The organism is Paucisalibacillus globulus, assembly GCF_900184735.1.
In the GTDB taxonomy this organism is placed as follows: domain Bacteria; phylum Bacillota; class Bacilli; order Bacillales; family Amphibacillaceae; genus Ornithinibacillus; species Ornithinibacillus globulus_B.
Window position 1 is genome coordinate 250,115 of the sequence record NZ_LT855388.1, and the last position, 21,001, is coordinate 271,115.

The window sequence follows — 21,001 nt, forward strand, 5'->3', positions numbered from 1 at the left end:
CATGTTCTATAGGAAATATCATTTGCAGGCTAGCTTGTACTATTCCTCATATGTTATCATAATATGACGGTTAATTTGCCACGGTGCTTATCGTCTGAAGGAAATCAGACGTTTCATAAGAGGGGAATGCCCCCCTAAAGGAAAATTCTTAGGTTCTTCCTCATAGGTTAAGCTTTTTCCACATGAATATTTGCGGTGGAAAAATTCATGCTACTCTGTACATTATCTATATAGGTGTTCCTTTCTCACGAAGAACATGTAAATTTCTATTAAAATGGATAAAATAAGATAAATGAGTGATGTGATACTCGGAACAAGCATCACGGCAAGTCAAGCGCAAAAACAATAGATAAATTTTCACAAAGGAGAAAATAGCGTGACAACATTTAATGAATTAGGTATTTCAAACCCAATAATGAAATCTTTAGAAAAAATGGGTTTTGAAGAAGCAACACCAATACAAGCAGAAACTATTCCACTAGCATTAGCAGGGAATGACGTAATCGGGCAAGCACAGACAGGGACGGGAAAGACTGCGGCTTTTGGAATCCCAATGCTAGAGAAAATTGATACAACAGAAAGAAAAGTACAGGGGCTAGTTGTTGCTCCCACTAGAGAGCTTGCAATTCAAGTTGCAGAAGAGTTAAACCGACTAGGTAAATTTAAAGGTGTTCGTGTTCTATCTGTTTATGGTGGAGCTCCAATGGACAGACAAATTCGTTCGTTAAAGGACGGTCCACAAATTGTAGTAGCGACACCAGGAAGACTACTTGATCACTTCAGAAGAAAAACTATTCGTGCTAATATTGTGAACACCGTTGTTCTAGATGAAGCTGATGAAATGTTAAACATGGGTTTTATTGATGATATCCGTGAAATCCTAAAACAAGTTCCAAGTGAAAGACAAACATTGCTATTCTCAGCAACGATGCCAAAGGAAATTCGTGATATTGCGACGAACCTGATGAATAGTCCAAAAGAGGTTAAGGTTAAAGCGAAGGAAATGACTGTTGAGAATATCTCCCAACAGTTCGTGGAAATCCCTGAAAAGTATAAATTTGATACGTTAACCAATCTCTTGGATATGCAAAATCCTGAACTAGCTATTATATTCAGTAGAACGAAGAAACGTGTTGACGAGGTTGCTGAAGGTCTGCAAGCTAGAGGTTTTCGTTCTGAAGGAATACATGGTGATTTAACACAAGGAAAACGTATGTCTGTTCTAAATAAGTTTAAAAACGGACGTGTAGATATACTTGTTGCTACAGACGTAGCGGCACGTGGTCTAGATATCTCTGGCGTAACACATGTATACAACTTCGACATTCCACAAGATCCTGAAAGCTATGTACACCGTATTGGTCGTACTGGTCGTGCAGGACGTACAGGTGAAGCTATCTCATTTATAACGCCTAGAGAAATTGCCCACCTACGTTTAATCGAAAAAGTAACAAAGAGCAAAATGAAGCGGATGGTTCCACCAACTAATAAAGAAGCTCGTCTTGGACAACAGCAACTAACGGTTGAAAAAATTGTAAAAACAATTGAAAAGAATGAACTTGATGCTTATCATCAAACAGCGAATGAGTTATTAGAAGAACATGACTCTGTTACAGTTGTTGCTGCAGCATTAAAAATGCTAACAAAAGAGAGAAGAGATGTTCCAGTTCAAATCTCTGGAGTTGCACCAATTAGTGTTAAAAAAGCACATGCCGACAAAGGCCGTTCCAATAACAAACGTTATTATGGCGGCAAACGTAATCAAGGTAGTGGCAAGCCACAAGGTGGAGGAAGAGGCCAAGGTGGTCGTAACCGTAAAGGGAACTTCCAAAAAAGAAGAAACAGAGACTAACTCAAACTAAGCTATACTAGTCTTTGGTAAGATAATTTACGTAAGTTTCGAAAAGCCTTATAATTTTATTAAACAATTAAGAAAAGCTCCTCATCATAAAGGAGCTTTTTCTTTAGCAAATTTTAGGGGGAAGAAAAGTGAGAAAGCCACCAATACATACCATATCACATGATGCTATAAAGGCATGGCGTATTACAGCTGTACTTTACGAGGCAATTCTATGGATTATTACGATTGTGGGACTAGTATTGCATTTCGTTATTGATTTTCCCATATGGATCGTTTGGATTCTACTTGCAATAAGTGTTGTTAGTACATACTTTTTTGTATTCTTATTCCCAAAGCTTCGTTGGAAGAGATGGCGTTATGAGGTGTTTGAACAAGAAATTTATATTCAACATGGCATTCTAATCGTATCACGTACGTTAATTCCAATGATCCGTGTACAACATGTAGAAACAGAGCAAGGTCCCATTTTGAAAAAGTTTGATTTGGCCAGTGTCTCCATTTCAACAGCTGCAACAACACATCAAATACCAGCGCTCTCTAATGAGGTGGCATCTGATTTAAGGGATAAGATTTCTGCATTAGCAAGGGTGGATGAAGACGATGTCTGAACCGAAAAGACTACATCCTGCCACAGTGATTTTTAATTTACTAAATGGAATAAGGTATTCCGTGTTTTTCATTGTAATAATTTTTGTTACGTTAAACGATATTCATCTTATATACGCTATTCTAGGTGAAATTGCTCTATTTACCATCCTGTTTATTGCAAGTTTTCTTTCTTGGCGTAGATTTACCTATACCTATCGAATTGAAGAGGATGAGTTACGACTCGAGTATGGAATATTAGTTCGAAAAAAAAGATACATTTCCAAGAATAGAATCCAATCAATTGACTTAACCCAAAATATTCTACACCGTATCTTCAAATTGGTTAAAGTAGAAATTGAAACAGCTGGAACTGGTGCAGAAGCGGAAGCATCATTAAATGCTGTTACACTAGTTCAGGGAGAAGCGTTACGGAAAGAACTTAAAACAGTAGTAAAAGTAGAACTTGCGGAAAATGAAGAAGAAATTGAAGTAAGAACACCATCAGAATCTATTTCCAGGAAGCGATTATTAATCGCAGGTGCAACATCAGGGAGAATTGGAGTACTTCTTGCATTAGGTGGTGCTGCGTTCTCGGAATTAGAGCGATTTATACCAACGGATTTTTATAATCAGGCATACAGTTGGGTTGTTGGGCTAGGGTTAATAATTTTAGCGGTAATGATTGTAGCTATCTTATTCTTACTATGGATAATTGGTATTGCAGGAACCATGATTAAATACTGGAACTTCAACATTTCAAAGGTCAATGAGGATATTGTGATTACCTGTGGACTGCTAGAAAAGAAACATATCACAATACCTTTAAAACGTATCCAAGCAGTTGGGCATGTTGAAAACATAGTCAGGCAACCACTTGGATTTACAACGGTTATTGCAGAAATTGCCGGAGGATCCAATGAAAAAGGAGAACAGTTTTCAACTGTATTGTTTCCTTTAATGGAAATAGGAGAAGTGGATGCTTTCTTAGAGAAGTTTCTACCAGAGTACGTAACGAATCAAAGTGAGATAACCCGATTGCCAAAACGATCTATGAAGTATTATCTTGTTCGTTCTACTTTACCAACCTTATTGCTGTTAATTGCTGTAATGATAATTATTCCGCAGTTCGCTTGGATTCCGGTTGTATTAGTGGTCTTAAGTATTTTGTTAGGCTATCTACAATATAAGGATTCAGGTATTTTTATTGATGGGAAAAGAATATCTCTTTCCTACAGAATTTTTAGTAAAGTGACCATGATTATAAATCATAAACGAATACAAGCATTTAACAAAAAACAACATTTCCTTCATCGAAAAGAACATCTAGCAACAGTACAGTTATCAATTATTGGGAAGATGGGAACAGGTAAGCATTATCATATCAAAGAGCTAGATGAACAAACTGTCGAAGAATTGGAAAGTTGGTATTCTTATCGAGGGGGTTAACCCCCCCTCGTGTTTTACAAAAGATAGTTTAAAAGCCCAATTACTACAAGTACCACTATAATGACCCACAGTGGATTTATCTTTCCTCTTCTAAAAGACCTTCTTTTCTTCCAACGGTTAGGATCAAAGTGTATTTCTCCATCGTCTTCATATCTCCGCTGGTATTGCCCTGGATAATAAGGACGAGCATTACCAAGAACAAGAGGGGCTATCAAAAAACCTGCAGCAAATCCGAGTACATGAGCATAGATGTTAATCCCTGGTCGGATGAAGGTCATGATAAGACCGATAATTAAAATAACCTTGATTATATGAGCGCTCCCCGCATCAATTAATTGCTTCCGAAAAACTACCATAAACACATATATTCCAAACAACCCAAATATCGCCCCAGAGGCTCCAACGTGAGCGAATGCATTTGATGGATTAATGAAAAACGTTGCGATGTTTGCTAATGTCCCAGCACCAAGGTAAGCCAAGATAAATTTAAATTTACCTAACATTTTCTCTAGAGCAGGACCGAAAAGGACCAGTGAAAATGAATTAAACAACATATGCATGGTTCCGCCGTGTAGGATAATTGGAGTGATAAATCGCCAGTATTCCCCATTATGAATTTCATAATGGTATCCCACACCTAGACTATATAAACGGTCCATTATTCCAATTGGCAAAACATCATATAGAAACCAAATAGCAATATGAATGATGACAATAGTTGAAACGACGGGATAATATTGAATAAACTCCTTAACACTTCTTTCATTACGAATAAACATTTTTATTCCCACTTTCTAATAGGGTATTATCAAAGTATTGTAAGGTTGTTTTGTATAGTTTGTTGTTATTTAGATTAGAAACTGCGCGGTAATATACTATTAACCCTCATAATTAAAGGGGGATAGTGGAACGATACCGTTCCGGCAGAATACTCCGCTTTCCGTAGCGGTATGATGCTCACTCAAAATCCTAAGTTACCGCGCAGTTTCTATCTACTATTTGTTAGATAAAACTTATGGAATAACAACAATCTTTTAGAAAATAACTTATTGTAAAAAGTAATTAGGTTATGATAAATAGTATGTTCACTATCAGATTACTATAATAGTTATATTACTGAAAATATATTCGCGTTAAATTTAATTGTAAGGGGAAATGCATCATGATTAAAGGAATTGGTATCGATATTATCGAGCTAGAAAGAATAAAGAAAAGCATGGAAAACGATCGCTTTATCAATCGAATATTAACAGATAAGGAAAAAAAGAACTATGCTAATTTACAGCATGATACTAGAAAAGTAGAATTTGTTGCAGGGAGATTCGCTGCCAAGGAAGCTTTTTCAAAAGCTATGGGAACAGGAATAGGGAGCTTAAGCTTTCAAGACATTACGATTCTTAACGATGAACACGGTGCTCCATTTATCGAAGCCAATATAACAGAGGACATGAATATTTTTGTCTCCATTACCCATAGTAGAGAATATGCAGTCGCACAAGTAATACTGGAAATCTAATTTAATAGTTAATAGCTTATCTTCTGCATAAATAACAAGGTTGTCTCATATATTTTATTGCGGGCAGGAGGGAACAAGCTATAGTTATTTCACCGCAAAATAAGAATCAAAATTTAGACCATGAACCAATTAGACAATACTGATTAATCAAGAGGATTAAGGAACGATTATTACCAAAAAAGCAGAAAACAAAGGAGAGGGTGGAATATATAAAGGATGATATTATTGTCTTAGCTATTGGGAAAAATGGTCTAACGTAAATTCTTTCGGTGAAGTTCCCTTTGTATAAATCGTAAAAAACCTAATCAGTTAGGTTTGTAATTTTAGACAAGGGAGATATGTCCATGATAAAAAAATCACGTTTATGGATGATATTTGTATTTGGTATCGTGTTAGTATTAGCAGCTTGTGGTGAAAAGTCACAGGAAGATGTTGTTAAAAAGCTAGGCGAAAACGTAGAAGATTTAACAGGCTATAAAGCAAATGTAGAAATGAAAATGAATACTGGACAAGAAGAACAATTGTTTAAAATTGATGTATGGCATAAGAAAGAAGACTTCTATCGAGTGTCACTCTCTAGTAACAAGGATGATAAAGGTGGACAAATCATTCTTAAAAACAAAGATGGTGTATTTGTTTTAACACCAGAATTAAAAAAGAGCTTTAAATTCCAATCAGAATGGCCAGAAAATAGCAGTCAACCGTACTTATATCAATCTCTAGTAGAAGATATCTCTGGAGATGAAGAAGCAGAATTCACTACAGATGATAATCACTACATCTTTAAGGCGAGAACAAATTATCAAAGTAACAACAGTTTGCCTTATCAGGAAATATATTTTGATAAGGAAAAGTACACCCCTACCTTAGTTAAGATTTTAGATACAGATGGAAATACCGTTGTTGAAGTGAAATTTAATAGCTTTGAGTTAGATCCAAGCTTCAAAGATAAAGATTTTGAGATTGATCAAAATATGGCAAGCTCAACAACACCAGAAGATGTACCAACTTCCGGTGATGGTGTGACTGATGAACTGCAAGTAATGGTACCAATTGAAACAATAGGTGCTGAATTAACAGATCGTATGGAAGTTGACTTAGAAAATGGTAAACGTATTATTTCTACGTTTACAGGTGAAAAGAACTTCACTCTTGTTCAGGAGAAAATGAATGTAGTAGAAACATTATCTTCCCCTGTGGAAGTAAATGGTGATATTGTCAACCTAGGATTTGGAGCTGTCGGAGCATTATCGGATAACTCGGTAGAGTGGGACTACAACGGCATGAACTTCTACTTAGCAAGTGATGAATTAACAAGAGAAGAATTAATCGAAGTAGCACAATCCGTACAAGGACAAGAAGTAAAATAAAACCCAAAATTGGGCAGGCTCATAGATAGAGTCTGCTTTTTGTTTTATAATATTGATATCAATATAATTTGTTGCTATTGATAAAAACTATGCAGTAACTACTGTATGTTATCCGATAATCAATTAGTTTAGCGGTAAAACACCGCTCCGGGAGAATACTCTGCTTTCACTGTCAGCGCCAGTTTATTTTTTTAGCTTCAGTTGGCATTTAAATGATGTTTTGGTTTTAAATTGTGCTTTTATTTTTCAAACTCTATCCCAGCGAAGGAAATACACGGAGACTCCTTGAAAAAGAAAATCACTTTTTCTGCGTGCGATGTATCGCTTTCGTAGCGTTCCTTGGGACTGCGATTACTCGCCCCACCGAAAACCATTGTCCTGCGGGAGAAATAGGGGTTCAAAGGCTAGGAACGCCTCATCCTGAGGCAACGCCTTTGTGACCAACATCCTGTTGGCCCGAGGCTCACCAGCCGCCCGCGGCAAGGTAGACACTGTGAGGTACTTTCGAACAGATGTCGCCCCTGTGCTGGCAGTAAAAGCGGAGTGTGTTTCCGTAGCGGGTATGGTGCGCTATCTAAATGCATTGTTATTCGTACTACGAGTATGGTTAGAGAATCTATATAAAATTATAGGGAAATTTGAAGGGAGTAATAGCTTGTGGTAGGTGAAATGTACCGAGAAACTTGGGTAGAAATAAATCTAGACGCTATCAAACATAATATTACGCAAATAAAGGAAATACTACCGCAAGAGACAAATATCATTGCCGTCGTAAAAGCAAACGCTTATGGACACGGAATGGTTTCAGTAGCAAAAAAAGCACTAGAATCAGGAGCAACTGCATTAGCAGTAGCTATTTTAGAAGAAGCTATGATTCTTAGAGAAGCGTCCATTAATGCACCAATCCTAGTTTTAGGCTATGTCCCAGCAAAGCATGCACCATTAGCCGCTCGACATAACATTACTTTACCCATTTTCCAAAAAAAATGGCTAGAAGAACTAAACCAATATCAGTTTGAACATCCCCTTAATACTCATATTAAGTTAGATACAGGCATGGGGAGAATAGGAATACGTTCCACAGATGAATTAATAAACCTTATAAAGGAAATAGATAACAATAAGAATATCCAGTTAACCGGTATTTTTACCCATTTTGCAACAGCTGACGAAAAGGAATTAGTATTTTATGAAGAGCAAATCAAAAGACTGGAAGAATTGTTATCTATCTTTAAACAACATTATACGAAAGACGTAACGGTTCATATCGGCAATAGTGCTGCATCCTTACGCTTTCCAGAAAGCATGCATAATTCCATTAGATTTGGCATATCCATGTATGGGTTGTATCCTTCAAACGATGTTAGGGCTGAAAACCGAGTAGAATTACTACCTGCATTTTCTTTACACAGCCGGTTGGTTCATGTGAAAAAAATTGCAAAAGGTGATTCTATTAGCTACGGAAGAACCTACATCGCTGAAAAGGATGAATGGATAGGGACAGTTCCAATTGGATATGGAGATGGTTGGAGTAGACATTTACAGGGTATGAGTGTTCTGGTAAATGGTAGGAGAATGCCAATTGTTGGCCGGATATGCATGGATCAATTGATGATTAGATTGGATGAAGAAATAGTGATTGGCACAAAAGTAACGTTAATCGGTGAACAAGGAAACGAGATAATAGAAATGGACGAAGTAGCAGATTACTTGGATACCATCAATTATGAAGTACCTTGTATGATTAATGAAAGAGTGCCAAGAATATATGTAGAAAATGGAAAAAATAGCAGGGGCGAAATCAAGAATCCAAAATTATAGGCTGATAACCTAATTTTTTTCAGGGAAATTGCTGATAAGCCTTTGCAATTAGAGGTAGACAATGATATTATTAAATTTGATTAAATGCAGAAAAGTAACGATCGTTCAGCAGTTGGCGGAGGTGCTTGGTTTTGTCAGAGAGCTTACAAGAAGTTATGGTACGGCTACCGAAAAACCTACTAAATGAGGTGGATGGATTAGTGAAAAAAGAAAACAAGGATCTAAGTGATATCATTTGTCAGGCTACTAGGACTTATCTAGAATCTAAAAAAGAAGAGTATATCCAAAACTTTTATAAATCCATGCAAAAAGGCTATCAAGAAATGGCACGAATCAATCTCTCTATTGCTTCAGAAGCATTTCAGGCTGAAGAGGAGGCTGAAATTACTCTAGAGCGCTCTGTGATCGGGGTGTAGAATTTGATTGTTCAAAGAGGCGAAGTGTATTTCGCTGACTTATCCCCTGTGGTCGGTTCAGAACAAGGGGGCGTTCGTCCAGTATTGATCCTCCAAAATGATATTGGAAATCGATTCAGCCCAACTGTAATTGTTGCTGCAATCACCGCCCAAATCCAAAAAGCAAAATTACCTACTCACGTGGAGATAAATGCAAAGCGATATGGGTTCGATAGAGATTCTGTGATACTTTTAGAGCAGATTCGAACATTAGATAAACAGCGACTAACAGATAAAATTACAAAGTTAGATGACGTCATGATGCAAAAAATAAATCATGCATTAGAAATAAGTCTCGGGCTTAAGGATATGTATGGACATTAAGAACTCATAGTTTATAAATAAGCTATGAGTTTTTTGATGTCTAATAAATGCGTGAGTAACGATTCAAGTATTTAAGTAATCTTATATATTCATAACAATCAAACTTTTGTATTAGAATTTGTTTGCAATAATATACATATCATGTGACAATATTTATAATATTTTTAATCGGAGGTTTCTCATGAAAAGGGATTTACGAGACATCGCTATTGAAAATAGTGATGAAATAATTCAAGAATGGTTGAAAGAGATAAATCTGCTAAAAAGTGTAAACTATACAGAAGAGATTTCAACTGAGTTGTATGATAGTAATAACCATGAATTTGTTAATGTTATTATTCAAAGTATCAGAGGGAATGGCTCTACGAAAGTAATTAAAGACTTTTCAGATCGAATCATTCAATTAGGATGGCCATTAAGCTATATTATTGATGGCTTATTAGTGTTCCGTAAAGTTAGCGTTAATACCATCCTTGCGAAACTAGAAGATGTAGATGGAGACATTGCGACAGAAATAATTAGTAATGTTGATTCTTGGGTGGAACCAATCATTAGACAATTAGTTAATGAATACTCCGTAAGTTGGGAGCAAGTTGTTTCCCTGCAACGAATTGCTTTGCAGGAATTATCTGCGCCACTAATACCGGTGATGGATAATATCACCATTATGCCATTGATTGGAACGATTGACACAGAGCGTGCTAAATTCATCATGGAAAATCTGCTTGAAGGTGTCATGCGTCATAATGCAGAAGTTGTATTAATTGATATTACGGGTGTACCAGTTGTAGATACGATGGTAGCACATCACTTATTTCAAGCAACTGAAGCCGTACGTTTATTGGGAGCAAAATGTATACTCGTTGGAATCCGTCCTGAGATAGCACAAACAATTGTTAATTTAGGAATAAATTTCTCCAACTTACCAACCAAAAGTACACTAAAAAAAGGATTTATGCTAGCACTTGAAATAACGAATAAGTCCATTATAGAAACAGATAACAAATCTGAGAGTATTGAGGATTTGTTAGGCATAGATAAAGGGGTGAACGAGGGTCTTGAGAATACCAATCCTAAAACTACATAACTATTTATTGATATCCATTCAAACTGAGTTAGATGACCAAACAGCGATACAATTTCAAGAGGATTTATTAAAGCAAATCCATCGGACTGAAGCTACCGGTGTAGTAATCGATTTAACCTCAGTTGAAGTAATAGACTCTTTTATAGCAAAGGTGTTAGGTGACGTAGTTTCGATGTCAGACCTTATGGGGGCTAAAGTTGTATTGACTGGAATTCAGCCAGCAGTTGCCATGACCTTAATTGAACTAGGAATTCATATGCGAAATGTTCCAACTGCTTTGGATCTCGAACAAGGCTTGATTAAACTACATCAGGAATTGGGGGAATAGTCGATGAACTCCCAATCCTGTGTATCGATTCAAAAAGAGTGGGATATTGTTGCTGCCCGCCAAATGGGACGTGAAATTGCAAAACAGTTAGGCTTTGGAACTGTTGACCAAGCACGTATTACAACAGCTATATCTGAACTTGCTAGAAATATATATCTCTATGCTGGTGAAGGCCAGATATGTTTTGAAATAGTTGAAACATTAGAACAAAAAGGGATGACTATAGTCGCAACAGATTCCGGACCAGGAATTGAAGATTTAAGTTTGGTTATGCAAGACGGATATACGACATCTGGAGGTCTTGGTGCAGGTCTTCCTGGTGTTAGAAGATTAATGGATGACTTCGATATGGAATCTGAGGTGGGCCACGGAACCAGGATTGTCACAACCAAATGGGTTAGATAAAATCATCTGAATTAATATGCTTCTTGATTCATCATTGTTTAACAACGTATAAAAACTTTACATGAAGTTCCTTATAAAAGAATAGGAGAGGCCACTATGGATACGAAGGATTTAGATGCTAAAAGCTATACTGACTTCTTAAAGAGATATATAGAAACAAGGGATGAGCAAGCTCTTTATGGTGCAGAACAAGTTTCTAAATCTTTTATTAAGAATCAAATTTCACCAGAAGAGATCGTTCACTTGCATATTCAATCTCTGTTAGAAATATATCCTGAAATACAGGACCAAATTCAGCTTTCTATGAACTTTCTATTAGAGGCAATGATTGCGTATGGTTTGGCACACCAAGAGTATCAACTACTTCGAGAAAAGCAACTTAGGATTAAGTCAGAGATTGATGTCGCTGCCGGAATGCAAAGTATGCTTATGCAATCCGAAGTACCAAATACGGATGAATTAGATATTGGTGTAATTAGTGTCCCTGCGAATCAAATGAATGGTGACTACCATCATTTTGTTAAAGGAAAAGATGGGGCTATTAGTATTGCAATTGCTGATATTATTGGAAAGGGAATCCCAGCGGCGCTATCTATGTCAATGATTAAATATGCAATGGATAGTTTTCCTGAGAGCGAAATGTCTACGAATGCTATTTTAGCGAGTCTTAATAGAGTCGTAGAAAGAAATGTCGATCCGAGTATGTTCATTACTATGTTCTATGCACAATATAAACCCGATACTGGTAAATTATACTACTCTTCCGCAGGACATGAACCAGGATTCTACTATAGTAATAAGACGAAAAGTTTTCATGAATTTGAAGCAAAAGGATTAGTGCTAGGAGTTGACCCAGATACAACCTATGTACAGTCTGAAATAGATATTGAAAAAGACGATATGGTTATTTTGTTAACAGACGGTGTAACAGAATGCCGTAAGGGTGATACATTCATCGAACGAGATGAGTTACTAGAAGTTATTAAGACGTATATGCATTTACCTGCCCAAGATATTGTTAATCATGTTTATCGATATTTTGAACGAATCCAAAACTTTCAATTACGAGATGATTTTACATTAGTAATTTTAAAAAAAGTGGTTTAATGTTTACTGATATCGGGAACAAGACAAATACGCATTAAAAATCTGTGATTCTTTATAATGGGTGTTTTGGGGGGATAACTATGAATCTACAAATCCAAATAGATGAGAAGACCAATAAGTCTATTGTTCATTTATCAGGAGAAATTGATGTTTATACAGCGCCAAAGTTAAAGGATGCTTTGCTCCCAATTACAGAAATAAAGGGAAGAATAATTGAAGTTGATTTAGAACATGTAAATTATATGGATTCTACAGGCCTGGGAGTATTTGTAAATGCCTTGAAATTATCCAAAGAGCATGAAAGTAAATTATTGCTCGTTAATCTGCATGAAAGAGTCCTTCGTTTGTTTCAAATAACCGGATTACACAAGATTATTGATCTAAACACTACGATTCGAGGTGTGAATGAATAAATGGAATCGTTTGATTTTATTGAGATGAGTTTTCCTGCAAAGCCTGAATATGTTGGGGTCATTAGATTAAGTGTTTCAGGTATAGCTAACCGCATGGGTTTTTCTTATGAAGAAATTGAAGATTTGAAGATTTCTATTTCTGAAGCAGTTACTAATGTTGTTAATCATGCATACAGTGAAAAGGAAAATGGGGTTGTTACCATAGGTTTTGGAGTGTATGAGGAACGATTAGAGATAATGGTAGCAGACCATGGTGGTAGTTTTAATTTAAATGAAGTAAAGGCGAAAATTGGACCATACGATAGTAATGAATCAGTGGAAAACCTTCGTGAGGGAGGTTTTGGATTATTTTTAATTAATACATTAATGGATAAGGTTGAAATAAATAATAATTCAGGTGTAATTGTCCTTATGACAAAGTACCTTGAAAAACTAGGGGTGGAGTTAAATGACGACCACGTCTCAACCGGACAATAAGGGAAGAGATGAGGTTTACCAGTGGATTGAACAACTTCAACAGGACCCTTTAAATGAAGAAGTTCAACAGAAAATAATCCTAACCTACAAAGATTTAGTCGAGTCCATTGCCAGAAAGTATTCTAAAAATAGTATGATTCATGAAGATCTAGTTCAAGTCGGAATGATTGGTCTATTAGCGGCTATAAAGAGATTTGATCCTACGTATGGTAAGACATTCGAATCATTTGCCATCCCTACTATCGTTGGAGAAATAAAGAGATTTATTCGTGATAAGACTTGGAGTGTTCACGTACCGAGAAGAATTAAAGAATTAGGACCTAAGATTAAAAAGGCAATAGATGAATTAACCACCAAAAACCAAAAGTCACCGACTGTAACAGAAATTGCAGAATACTTATCTGTCTCTGAGGAAGAAATATTAGAAACAATGGAAATGAATAAAAGCTATAAAGCTCTGTCCGTTGATCGAAGTATTGAAGGTACCTCAGATGGCAGTACCATTGCTTTGTTAGATATGATTGGCTCTAATGATGATGGATATTCGCAAATTGACCTCAAAATGCTCTTAGAAAAAATTCTTCCACTATTAACTGAACGAGAGCAAGAAATTATCCGCTGTACTTATTTTCAAAATATGAGTCAAAAAGAAACTGGAGAACTATTAGGAATATCACAGATGCATGTTTCACGTTTACAACGTAGATCGTTAAAGAAACTCCGTGAAGCAATAAATTCAGACAGTGCGGAGGTATTATAAAATCTATGAATCGAGTTAAAGTAGCAGTATTTCAGGAAGCTAAAAATGGTAATAATGAGTGTGGTGATAGTTACTTCTATAGAGAGACCGAGAATGAATTTATCTGTGCATTAGCGGATGGATTGGGAAGTGGAGAGTTTGCTAAAGAATCTTCCAAGATTGTGATTGATATCATTAAGGAAAATTATCATTCTCCTGTGGAAGAACTAGTGAAGAAATGCAATGAAAAACTAATTGGTAAGCGTGGTACGGTCCTCGCTATTTTGAAGATTGATTATCGGTCAAATAATTACTCCATCTCATCTATTGGTAATGTTGGTGTTATGACCATTACTGGTGGAAATACTAGGAAGCGAAGTGTTCCGAACGCTGGCTACTTAGCTGGATTTAATAGAAAGTTTAAAGTGGTTCAAGAGCCACTGGAAAATGAGATGAATTTCGTCATGTATACAGATGGCGTAACGAGTAAAGAACTCACTGAGAGATATTTTTATGAAAAAGATGTTGAGAGAATCACTAAAAATTTTGCATTAAAGAGTAAAGAAAAACGGAAAGATGATACAACATTAATTGCCATACAATATAAGCATAATTAAAGCGAAAGGAAGCCTGAGGGAACGTGTTATTGCGTCCCGAAAGGCTTCCTTTCCTACTAATGTGGGATTTAAGTTGCTTTTTTGGTAGAATAGAACTTGTGTAAAGGAGGAACGCTCGATGTCAGAAACATTAAATCAAGAATTGGCTCAGTGGGTTTCAAAAGAAACATCCATTCAAACGAATATTGTACATAAGGTAATTAACTTATTAGAAGAAGGAAATACGGTACCATTTATTGCTCGTTACCGTAAAGAGGTAACGGGTGGACTTGATGAGGTACAAATAAAAGCTGTACAGGATAAATGGCAGTATGCTTCCAACTTAGCTCAGAGAAAAGAGGAAGTAATTCGTCTAATTGATGAACAAGGAAAGCTTGTGCCGGAATTAGAAAGTGAAATTAGAAAGGCAACTCAGCTTCAACGAGTTGAAGACTTGTACAGACCATATAAACAAAAAAGAAGAACAAAGGCGACAATTGCTAAGGAAAAGGGATTAGAACCTTTGGCAGAGTTAATCTGGAAACAGGAAAATATAGATATCAAAAAAGAAGCAGAGAAATATTTATCCGAAGAACATGAATTAAACACCACCGAAGAAGTGTTAGCTGGAGTAAATGATATTATCGCAGAAAAGATATCAGATGAACCAGAATATCGAGAGTACATTCGTAATCAGACTTTTAAACGAGGATTAATTCAATCTGAAGTTAAGAAACAAGAGAAAGATGAGAAAAGTGTATATGAAATGTACTATGACTATAGTGAAGCGGTCAGGTCCATTGTTGCACACCGAATACTTGCGTTAAACCGTGGGGAGAAAGAAGAAGTATTAAAAGTTTCTGTTGTTCCACCTGTGGAATCGATAGTGGAGTACTTGCAAAGAAAAGTTATTAAACAACGAACAACTAACGAAATAATGGAATTGTTAAGGGCGGCAATAGAAGATTCTTACAAACGTTTGATTGAACCTTCCATTGAGCGTGAAATTAGAACATCATTAACTGAGAAGGCAGAAGAACAAGCTATTTCTGTCTTTGCAACCAATCTAAAGAACTTATTATTGCAACCTCCGCTTAAAGGAAGAACAGTACTTGGAGTAGACCCAGCATTCCGAACAGGATGTAAATTAGCTGTTATTGATGAAACGGGTAAATTGCATGATGTAGGAGTAATGTATCCAACTGCACCAAGAAACGATATAGTGGGTGCTGAAAAAATAGTATTAGGGTTTTTAAAGAAGTATTCAGTGGAATTAATTGCTATTGGAAATGGTACAGCTTCAAGAGAAACAGAGCAGTTTATTTCAGATGTCATCACGAAGAATGACTTGGATCTTCCATATATTATCGTAAATGAGGCCGGAGCAAGTGTTTATTCTGCATCTGAACTTGCAAGAGAAGAATTCCCTGATTTGCAAGTAGAGGAAAGAAGTGCAGCCTCCATTGCTAGACGTGTACAAGACCCACTAGCTGAATTAGTGAAAATTGATCCTAAATCAATTGGTGTTGGACAATACCAGCATGATGTTGGACAAAAGGCATTAAATGAATCATTAACCTTTGTAGTTGAGACAGCAGTTAACCAGGTTGGTGTTAATGTTAACACAGCTTCAAGATCATTACTTCAATATGTTTCAGGTCTGAGTAAGACTGTAGCTGGAAATATTGTAAAGTTAAGAAATGAGAATGGTAAGTTTTCTAACCGAAAACAATTAAAAAAGATTCCTAGACTTGGTGCTAAAACATACGAACAAGCTATAGGGTTCTTGCGTATAATTGATGGAGATAACCCGCTTGACCGTACACCAATTCATCCGGAGAGTTATAGCCATACAGAGCAATTGTTAGCTATGCTTGACTGTAAAATAGACGACATCGGTTCTGATAAATTAAGAGGGAAGTTAAATACATTGGATAAAAAAGATATGGCTACTCAACTCGGAATCGGGGAACCGACTTTAGAAGATATCATTGAAGCGTTAAGTAAGCCAGAACGTGATCCGCGTGATGAATTCCCACAACCGTTACTTAAAAAGAATGTGTTGTCTTTAGAGGACCTAAAACCAGGAATGGAATTACAAGGTACTGTACGTAATGTTGTCGATTTTGGAGTTTTTGTAGATGTTGGTGTAAAACAGGATGGACTAGTTCATATCTCAAAAATGTCGAACTCCTTTGTTAAACATCCAATGGATATTGCATCAGTTGGTGATGTTGTAACAGTTTGGGTGGAAAGTGTTGATGTGAATAAAGGTAGAGTTGCATTATCGATGGTGAATGATAACTAAGAAAAAGCGCCGCAGGAGATTTTTCCTGCGGCGCTTTTTTTAGAATAACCACATCTTGCCCTGAATGCCAAGCAGGTGGTTACGTTATAATTTTGAGATTACTCAACGTCACTAGCAGCTTCAACTTCACTCATGGAGATTCCAAGAGCGTTTGCTACACCTTCACCATAAGCAGGGTCAGCTTTGTAGCAATGGTTGATATGTCTTAGTTGTACTTCTTTCGTTGTACCTTGCATGTTGCTAGCAGTGTTTTGGAACAATCTTTGTTGTTCTTCTGCAGTCATAAGACGGAACAAGTTACCTGGTTGTTCGAAGTAATTGTCATCATCTTGACGGAAATCAAAGTAATCAACATCTGCAGCTAGTTGCTGACGTGGATCTTGATGCTCTTTACTATCTTCCCACTCACCATAGCTATTCGGGCTATATGTTACATTTTTACCATGTGGAATAACGCGCATTGCACCATCACGATGGTAAGGGTTGAAGTTTTTCGCATTTTTAGGGTAGTTAACAGGAATTTGCCAATGGTTAACACCTAAACGATAACGTTGTGTATCTCCATAAGAGAATAGACGTCCTTGAAGCATCTTATCTGGTGAGAATCCAATACCAGGAACAATATTTGTTGGAGCAAATGCTGCTTGCTCAACTTCTTCAAAGTAGTTATCAGGGTTACGGTTAAGTTCTAGCTCCCCAACTTCGATAAGAGGGAAGTCTCCCTTAGGCCATACTTTTGTTAAGTCGAATGGGTTGTATGGTACTTCTTTAGCTTCATCTTCTGTCATTACTTGAATGTAAAGAGTCCACTTAGGGAAGTCTCCATTTTCAATTGATTCATATAAATCTTTTTGGTGACTTTCACGGTCTTTACCGATCAATGCTTCAGCTTCTTGCTCAGTTAAATTCTTAATTCCTTGTTGTGTACGGAAGTGGAATTTGACCCATACACGCTCATTATCAGCATTAATTAAGCTATAAGTATGACTTCCGAATAAATGCATATTTCTATATGTTGCAGGAATTCCACGGTCACTCATTACAATTGTTACTTGGTGAAGTGCTTCAGGTAAACCTGTCCAGAAATCCCAGTTAGCTTGTGCACTATGCATATTTGTTCTAGGATCACGCTTAACAACGTGGTTTAAATCAGGGAAACGTTTAGGGTCTCTAAAGAAGAATACCGGTGTGTTATTACCAACTAAATCCCAGTTGCCTTCTTCTGTATAGAATTTTAACGCTGTACCACGAATATCACGCTCAGCATCAGCAGCACCACGCTCACCAGCAACAGTAGAGAAACGTAAGAACATATCTGTTTTCTTACCTACTTCGGAGAACATAGCAGCCTTTGTATATTTAGTAATGTCATGAGTTACAGTAAATGTACCATAAGCACCTGAACCTTTAGCGTGCATACGACGCTCAGGAATTACTTCACGATCGAAGTGTGCTAATTTTTCTAGGAACCAGAAGTCTTCCATTAATAGTGGACCTCTAGGACCAGCAGTTTTTACATCATCATCATTTGGTACTGGTGCACCAAATGCAGTAGTAAGTTTTTTCTTGTTTTCACTCATTGAATATGTCCCTCCTGTAATATAAAATACATGTAATATAGTATCATAGTAATTATAAGAATACTAAATAGATAGTTTGGAAAAAAATCCTATCATGAGGATAAAAGTATGCTAGACTATCCTCCTTTCAATGGACTTTATTTCAATACCTAAACTACATTATAAATGATTATAGATAAAAATCAATTTTTAATTATAATCATTTTAAATAACTTTATTGTGATGATTATATATACTATAGAATAGACATGAATAGAAAAAACAAAAGGAAGTTTTCGCAAATGAAATTGTTAAGTGAGAAAGAACTGTTCCAACTAGTTAATAAGATATCTATTGAATACTTTGGGAAAGCTTTTATAGATGAAGTTATTTTTAATAGTCGTCTTCGTACTACAGGAGGACGTTATCTTCCATCTAAGAGATTGATTGAACTGAATCCTAAATATTATGTTGAAGCGGATGAAGATGAGTTTGTTGGGATTATTAAACATGAACTGTGTCATTATCATTTACATATAGATGGTAAAGGTTATAAGCATGGGGATCCGGAATTTAAAGCATTATTACGGTTAACGGGTTCACCTAGACACTGTAAACCCCTCTCCTCGAATATGGATAAACAGAAGCACCAATATAAATGTATTAATTGTAATTATGTGTACAAGCGTCAAAGAAGGGTAGACTTGAAACGGTATCGTTGTGGTAAGTGTAGAGGTAAATTGGTGAAAGTATCATAATCTTGTTTGACTAGTATATAGGAAGAATATAGGGAGATGAAAAGTTTATAAATTCTGACGCAAAAAATAGATTGACGAAATAGGACATGCCGTGTTAAATTATATTAAGTCTTATGAAACACAAGACGATTTTAATTAGATTAAAAAAGAGATTAAAACTCTTGACAATGAAAAATATATATTGTATGATATTTTTCGTCGCTGATTTTTTAATTGAATTATTATTCCACAGTAGCTCAGTGGTAGAGACGAGCATAACTTCTACCGAATCAGCTACGAGTAACACCGAAGCATACACATCCATGAATGTGCTAGAAGATGCAGGTGTCCGACATCGTGGAACTAGCTTTTAAAAGCAAGATTGGTTTTCTAATTTTATTATTCCACAGTAGCTCAGTGGTAGAGCAATCGGCTGTTAACCGATCGGTCGTAGGTTCGAATCCTACCTGTGGAGCCATATGGAGAAGTACTCAAGTGGCTGAAGAGGCGCCCCTGCTAAGGGTGTAGGTCGGGTAACCGGCGCGAGGGTTCAAATCCCTCCTTCTCCGCCATTCTAATATGGCCCGTTGGTCAAGCGGTTAAGACACCGCCCTTTCACGGCGGTAACACGGGTTCGAATCCCGTACGGGTCATTTTTTTCAAATAAAACTTTAAAGGTCCGGTAGTTCAGTTGGTTAGAATGCCTGCCTGTCACGCAGGAGGTCGCGGGTTCGAGTCCCGTCCGGACCGCCATATAATTTGTTGGGCTATAGCCAAGCGGTAAGGCAACGGGTTTTGGTCCCGTCATTCCCAGGTTCGAATCCTGGTAGCCCAGCCAATTTTGTGTTTGTGAGATGCTTAACAAACTTTAAGTCGGAAAGTAATTTGGCTAATCGGATGCTTAATCATCATTAGAATTTTTAAACTAAATGAGCCATTAGCTCAGTCGGTAGAGCATCTGACTTTTAATCAGAGGGTCGTAGGTTCGAATCCTACATGGCTCACCATTTTTTATGTGCGGGTGTGGCGGAATTGGCAGACGCGCTAGACTTAGGATCTAGTATCTTCGGATGTGGGGGTTCGACTCCCTTCACCCGCACCATATTGTTACTCTGTTTCGTATGCGGTCGTGGCGGAATGGCAGACGCGCTAGGTTGAGGGCCTAGTGGGAGGTAATCCCGTGGAAGTTCGAGTCTTCTCGACCGCACTTGTTCTAGTAAATGCATTAATTACTCCTTGTAATTGCATGCTTGATATGTTATATTTAAATACGTTGCTTTTATGCGCCCGTAGCTCAATTGGATAGAGCGTTTGACTACGGATCAAGAGGTTAGGGGTTCGACTCCTCTCGGGCGCGCCATTTTAATCGGGAAGTAGCTCAGCTTGGTAGAGCACATGGTTTGGGACCATGGGGTCGCAGGTTCGAATCCTGTCTTCCCGATCCGAGAGTGTTTCTTATCAAATTTAGCAATCCTCTCTATATTAAATATGCGGGTGTAGTTTAATGGTAAAACTCCAGCCTTCCAAGCTGATGTCGTGGGTTCGATTCCCATCACCCGCTCCATAACATTATGGGCCTGTAGCTCAGCTGGTTAGAGCGCACGCCTGATAAGCGTGAGGTCGGTGGTTCGAGTCCACTCAGGCCCATCATTCAAAAAAAGAATGAAAAAGTTGTTGACATGAGATAGTCAACGTGGTAATATATAAAAGCTGTCACAAAAAAACAGCAAAAAAGTATTTGCTCCTTGAAAACTGAACAAAACAACCAGTATGTAAGAAAAAACAACCCTGTTTTTTCTATTAAAAAGAAATTCTAAAAGCTAGCGTGCTTTTAGTGCTAAGAAACACAAACTTTTTTGGAGAG

At 37.0% G+C, this 21,001-nt stretch carries 21 protein-coding genes and 12 tRNA genes; 31 read left to right on the top strand and 2 right to left on the bottom strand.

Going from position 1 to position 21,001, the window contains the following annotated elements; translation table 11 throughout:
- The first annotated feature begins 376 nt into the window (after nucleotides 1-376).
- The 3 genes from BN999_RS08435 (at nucleotide 377) to BN999_RS08445 (ending at nucleotide 3,895) form a co-directional block, all read left to right on the top strand.
- Nucleotides 377-1,852 carry a DEAD/DEAH box helicase gene (locus BN999_RS08435; protein WP_096270947.1) on the top strand — a complete coding sequence of 492 codons (1,476 nt, stop codon included), beginning with the start codon at nucleotides 377-379 and terminating at the stop codon, nucleotides 1,850-1,852.
- 137 nt (nucleotides 1,853-1,989) lie between these two features.
- Nucleotides 1,990-2,469: a PH domain-containing protein gene (locus tag BN999_RS08440; RefSeq protein ID WP_096270948.1), complete on the top strand. Its 480-nt coding sequence runs from the start codon at nucleotides 1,990-1,992 to the stop codon at nucleotides 2,467-2,469.
- A complete protein-coding gene (locus BN999_RS08445; RefSeq protein ID WP_096270949.1) occupies nucleotides 2,462-3,895 on the top strand; it encodes a PH domain-containing protein in 1,434 nt (477 codons plus the stop codon). The genes BN999_RS08440 and BN999_RS08445 overlap by 8 nt, the downstream gene beginning before the upstream one ends.
- 14 nt (nucleotides 3,896-3,909) lie before the next feature.
- Here the strand turns inward: BN999_RS08445 and BN999_RS08450 are convergent, their stop codons facing one another.
- Nucleotides 3,910-4,674: a rhomboid family intramembrane serine protease gene (locus BN999_RS08450; protein WP_096270950.1), complete on the bottom strand. Its 765-nt coding sequence runs from the start codon at nucleotides 4,672-4,674 to the stop codon at nucleotides 3,910-3,912.
- 383 nt (nucleotides 4,675-5,057) lie between these two features.
- Between BN999_RS08450 and acpS the strand changes: the two genes are divergently transcribed.
- The 14 genes from acpS (at nucleotide 5,058) to BN999_RS08520 (ending at nucleotide 16,841) form a co-directional block, all read left to right on the top strand.
- Nucleotides 5,058-5,411, top strand: coding sequence for a holo-ACP synthase (gene acpS, locus BN999_RS08455; RefSeq protein ID WP_096270951.1), 354 nt, complete (start codon nucleotides 5,058-5,060; stop codon nucleotides 5,409-5,411).
- Between the two features lie 344 nt (nucleotides 5,412-5,755).
- Complete coding sequence (locus BN999_RS08460; RefSeq protein ID WP_096270952.1) at nucleotides 5,756-6,781, top strand: LolA family protein; 1,026 nt, start codon at nucleotides 5,756-5,758, stop codon at nucleotides 6,779-6,781.
- Nucleotides 6,782-7,438: 657 nt separating this feature from the next.
- Entirely contained in the window at nucleotides 7,439-8,602 is a 1,164-nt protein-coding gene (gene alr, locus BN999_RS08465; RefSeq protein ID WP_096270953.1) for an alanine racemase, read from the top strand.
- Between the two features lie 131 nt (nucleotides 8,603-8,733).
- Nucleotides 8,734-9,018: a CopG family ribbon-helix-helix protein gene (locus BN999_RS08470; RefSeq protein WP_026908574.1), complete on the top strand. Its 285-nt coding sequence runs from the start codon at nucleotides 8,734-8,736 to the stop codon at nucleotides 9,016-9,018.
- A gap of 3 nt (nucleotides 9,019-9,021) precedes the next feature.
- On the top strand, nucleotides 9,022-9,381 hold the full coding sequence (locus tag BN999_RS08475) for a type II toxin-antitoxin system PemK/MazF family toxin (protein WP_096270954.1): 360 nt from the start codon (nucleotides 9,022-9,024) through the stop codon (nucleotides 9,379-9,381).
- Between the two features lie 181 nt (nucleotides 9,382-9,562).
- On the top strand, nucleotides 9,563-10,468 hold the full coding sequence (locus tag BN999_RS08480; protein WP_096270955.1) for an RsbT co-antagonist protein RsbRA: 906 nt from the start codon (nucleotides 9,563-9,565) through the stop codon (nucleotides 10,466-10,468).
- Entirely contained in the window at nucleotides 10,440-10,796 is a 357-nt protein-coding gene (locus BN999_RS08485; RefSeq protein WP_096270956.1) for an STAS domain-containing protein, read from the top strand. The genes BN999_RS08480 and BN999_RS08485 overlap by 29 nt, the downstream gene beginning before the upstream one ends.
- 3 nt (nucleotides 10,797-10,799) lie before the next feature.
- Complete coding sequence (locus BN999_RS08490) at nucleotides 10,800-11,201, top strand: anti-sigma regulatory factor (protein ID WP_096270957.1); 402 nt, start codon at nucleotides 10,800-10,802, stop codon at nucleotides 11,199-11,201.
- A gap of 96 nt (nucleotides 11,202-11,297) precedes the next feature.
- Entirely contained in the window at nucleotides 11,298-12,308 is a 1,011-nt protein-coding gene (locus tag BN999_RS08495) for a PP2C family protein-serine/threonine phosphatase (protein ID WP_096270958.1), read from the top strand.
- An 80-nt stretch (nucleotides 12,309-12,388) separates the two neighbouring features.
- On the top strand, nucleotides 12,389-12,721 hold the full coding sequence (locus BN999_RS08500; protein WP_096270959.1) for an anti-sigma factor antagonist: 333 nt from the start codon (nucleotides 12,389-12,391) through the stop codon (nucleotides 12,719-12,721).
- On the top strand, nucleotides 12,722-13,198 hold the full coding sequence (rsbW, locus tag BN999_RS08505) for an anti-sigma B factor RsbW (protein ID WP_096270960.1): 477 nt from the start codon (nucleotides 12,722-12,724) through the stop codon (nucleotides 13,196-13,198). It begins immediately after the preceding gene.
- The gene (sigB, locus tag BN999_RS08510; RefSeq protein ID WP_096270961.1) at nucleotides 13,170-13,958 is read left to right on the top strand and encodes an RNA polymerase sigma factor SigB; all 789 of its coding nucleotides are present in this window, start codon (nucleotides 13,170-13,172) and stop codon (nucleotides 13,956-13,958) included. The genes rsbW and sigB overlap by 29 nt, the downstream gene beginning before the upstream one ends.
- Nucleotides 13,959-13,963: 5 nt before the next feature.
- A complete protein-coding gene (locus tag BN999_RS08515) occupies nucleotides 13,964-14,554 on the top strand; it encodes a SpoIIE family protein phosphatase (protein WP_096270962.1) in 591 nt (196 codons plus the stop codon).
- Between the two features lie 118 nt (nucleotides 14,555-14,672).
- The gene (locus tag BN999_RS08520; RefSeq protein WP_096270963.1) at nucleotides 14,673-16,841 is read left to right on the top strand and encodes a Tex family protein; all 2,169 of its coding nucleotides are present in this window, start codon (nucleotides 14,673-14,675) and stop codon (nucleotides 16,839-16,841) included.
- 98 nt (nucleotides 16,842-16,939) lie between these two features.
- Here BN999_RS08520 and BN999_RS08525 read toward each other — a convergent pair whose 3' ends face one another.
- Nucleotides 16,940-18,421, bottom strand: coding sequence for a catalase (locus tag BN999_RS08525; RefSeq protein ID WP_096270964.1), 1,482 nt, complete (start codon nucleotides 18,419-18,421; stop codon nucleotides 16,940-16,942).
- A gap of 281 nt (nucleotides 18,422-18,702) precedes the next feature.
- Here BN999_RS08525 and BN999_RS08530 point away from each other — a divergent pair, with 281 nt between their 5' ends.
- The 14 genes from BN999_RS08530 to BN999_RS08590 all read left to right on the top strand — a co-directional run bounded on the left by BN999_RS08530 (nucleotide 18,703) and on the right by BN999_RS08590 (nucleotide 20,784).
- Complete coding sequence (locus BN999_RS08530; protein ID WP_096270965.1) at nucleotides 18,703-19,158, top strand: SprT family protein; 456 nt, start codon at nucleotides 18,703-18,705, stop codon at nucleotides 19,156-19,158.
- Between the two features lie 185 nt (nucleotides 19,159-19,343).
- Nucleotides 19,344-19,511 (top strand): hypothetical protein, encoded by a 168-nt coding sequence (locus BN999_RS20295; protein WP_176481918.1) that lies wholly within the window; start codon nucleotides 19,344-19,346, stop codon nucleotides 19,509-19,511.
- 29 nt (nucleotides 19,512-19,540) lie between these two features.
- Nucleotides 19,541-19,615 (top strand) — tRNA-Asn (locus BN999_RS08535).
- Between the two features lie 3 nt (nucleotides 19,616-19,618).
- Nucleotides 19,619-19,709, top strand: a tRNA-Ser gene (locus tag BN999_RS08540).
- Between the two features lie 9 nt (nucleotides 19,710-19,718).
- Nucleotides 19,719-19,790, top strand: a tRNA-Glu gene (locus BN999_RS08545).
- Between the two features lie 23 nt (nucleotides 19,791-19,813).
- Nucleotides 19,814-19,890: transfer RNA gene (locus BN999_RS08550), tRNA-Asp, on the top strand.
- Nucleotides 19,891-19,900: 10 nt separating this feature from the next.
- Nucleotides 19,901-19,975, top strand: a tRNA-Gln gene (locus BN999_RS08555).
- A gap of 93 nt (nucleotides 19,976-20,068) precedes the next feature.
- Nucleotides 20,069-20,144: transfer RNA gene (locus tag BN999_RS08560), tRNA-Lys, on the top strand.
- A 10-nt stretch (nucleotides 20,145-20,154) separates the two neighbouring features.
- Nucleotides 20,155-20,239, top strand: a tRNA-Leu gene (locus tag BN999_RS08565).
- A gap of 21 nt (nucleotides 20,240-20,260) precedes the next feature.
- Nucleotides 20,261-20,344, top strand: a tRNA-Leu gene (locus tag BN999_RS08570).
- A 76-nt stretch (nucleotides 20,345-20,420) separates the two neighbouring features.
- A tRNA-Arg gene (locus tag BN999_RS08575) sits at nucleotides 20,421-20,497 on the top strand.
- 7 nt (nucleotides 20,498-20,504) lie between these two features.
- Nucleotides 20,505-20,578 (top strand) — tRNA-Pro (locus tag BN999_RS08580).
- 49 nt (nucleotides 20,579-20,627) lie between these two features.
- Nucleotides 20,628-20,701: transfer RNA gene (locus BN999_RS08585), tRNA-Gly, on the top strand.
- A 9-nt stretch (nucleotides 20,702-20,710) separates the two neighbouring features.
- Nucleotides 20,711-20,784 (top strand) — tRNA-Ile (locus tag BN999_RS08590).
- The last annotated feature ends 217 nt before the right edge of the window (nucleotides 20,785-21,001 follow it).

Excerpts from the sequence above, each read along its gene's own strand:
- BN999_RS08490 (WP_096270957.1), top strand. The coding sequence starts at position 10,800 with ATGAACTCCCAATCCTGTGTATCGATTCAAAAAGAGTGGGATATTGTT.
- BN999_RS08525 (WP_096270964.1), bottom strand. The coding sequence starts at position 18,421 with ATGAGTGAAAACAAGAAAAAACTTACTACTGCATTTGGTGCACCAGTA.
- sigB (WP_096270961.1), top strand. The coding sequence starts at position 13,170 with ATGACGACCACGTCTCAACCGGACAATAAGGGAAGAGATGAGGTTTAC.
- BN999_RS08520 (WP_096270963.1), top strand. The coding sequence starts at position 14,673 with ATGTCAGAAACATTAAATCAAGAATTGGCTCAGTGGGTTTCAAAAGAA.
- BN999_RS08445 (WP_096270949.1), top strand. The coding sequence starts at position 2,462 with ATGTCTGAACCGAAAAGACTACATCCTGCCACAGTGATTTTTAATTTA.
- BN999_RS20295 (WP_176481918.1), top strand. The coding sequence starts at position 19,344 with ATGATATTTTTCGTCGCTGATTTTTTAATTGAATTATTATTCCACAGT.
- BN999_RS08500 (WP_096270959.1), top strand. The coding sequence starts at position 12,389 with ATGAATCTACAAATCCAAATAGATGAGAAGACCAATAAGTCTATTGTT.
- BN999_RS08515 (WP_096270962.1), top strand. The coding sequence starts at position 13,964 with ATGAATCGAGTTAAAGTAGCAGTATTTCAGGAAGCTAAAAATGGTAAT.
- BN999_RS08480 (WP_096270955.1), top strand. The coding sequence starts at position 9,563 with ATGAAAAGGGATTTACGAGACATCGCTATTGAAAATAGTGATGAAATA.
- BN999_RS08495 (WP_096270958.1), top strand. The coding sequence starts at position 11,298 with ATGGATACGAAGGATTTAGATGCTAAAAGCTATACTGACTTCTTAAAG.
- acpS (WP_096270951.1), top strand. The coding sequence starts at position 5,058 with ATGATTAAAGGAATTGGTATCGATATTATCGAGCTAGAAAGAATAAAG.
- rsbW (WP_096270960.1), top strand. The coding sequence starts at position 12,722 with ATGGAATCGTTTGATTTTATTGAGATGAGTTTTCCTGCAAAGCCTGAA.
- BN999_RS08450 (WP_096270950.1), bottom strand. The coding sequence starts at position 4,674 with ATGTTTATTCGTAATGAAAGAAGTGTTAAGGAGTTTATTCAATATTAT.
- BN999_RS08530 (WP_096270965.1), top strand. The coding sequence starts at position 18,703 with ATGAAATTGTTAAGTGAGAAAGAACTGTTCCAACTAGTTAATAAGATA.
- BN999_RS08460 (WP_096270952.1), top strand. The coding sequence starts at position 5,756 with ATGATAAAAAAATCACGTTTATGGATGATATTTGTATTTGGTATCGTG.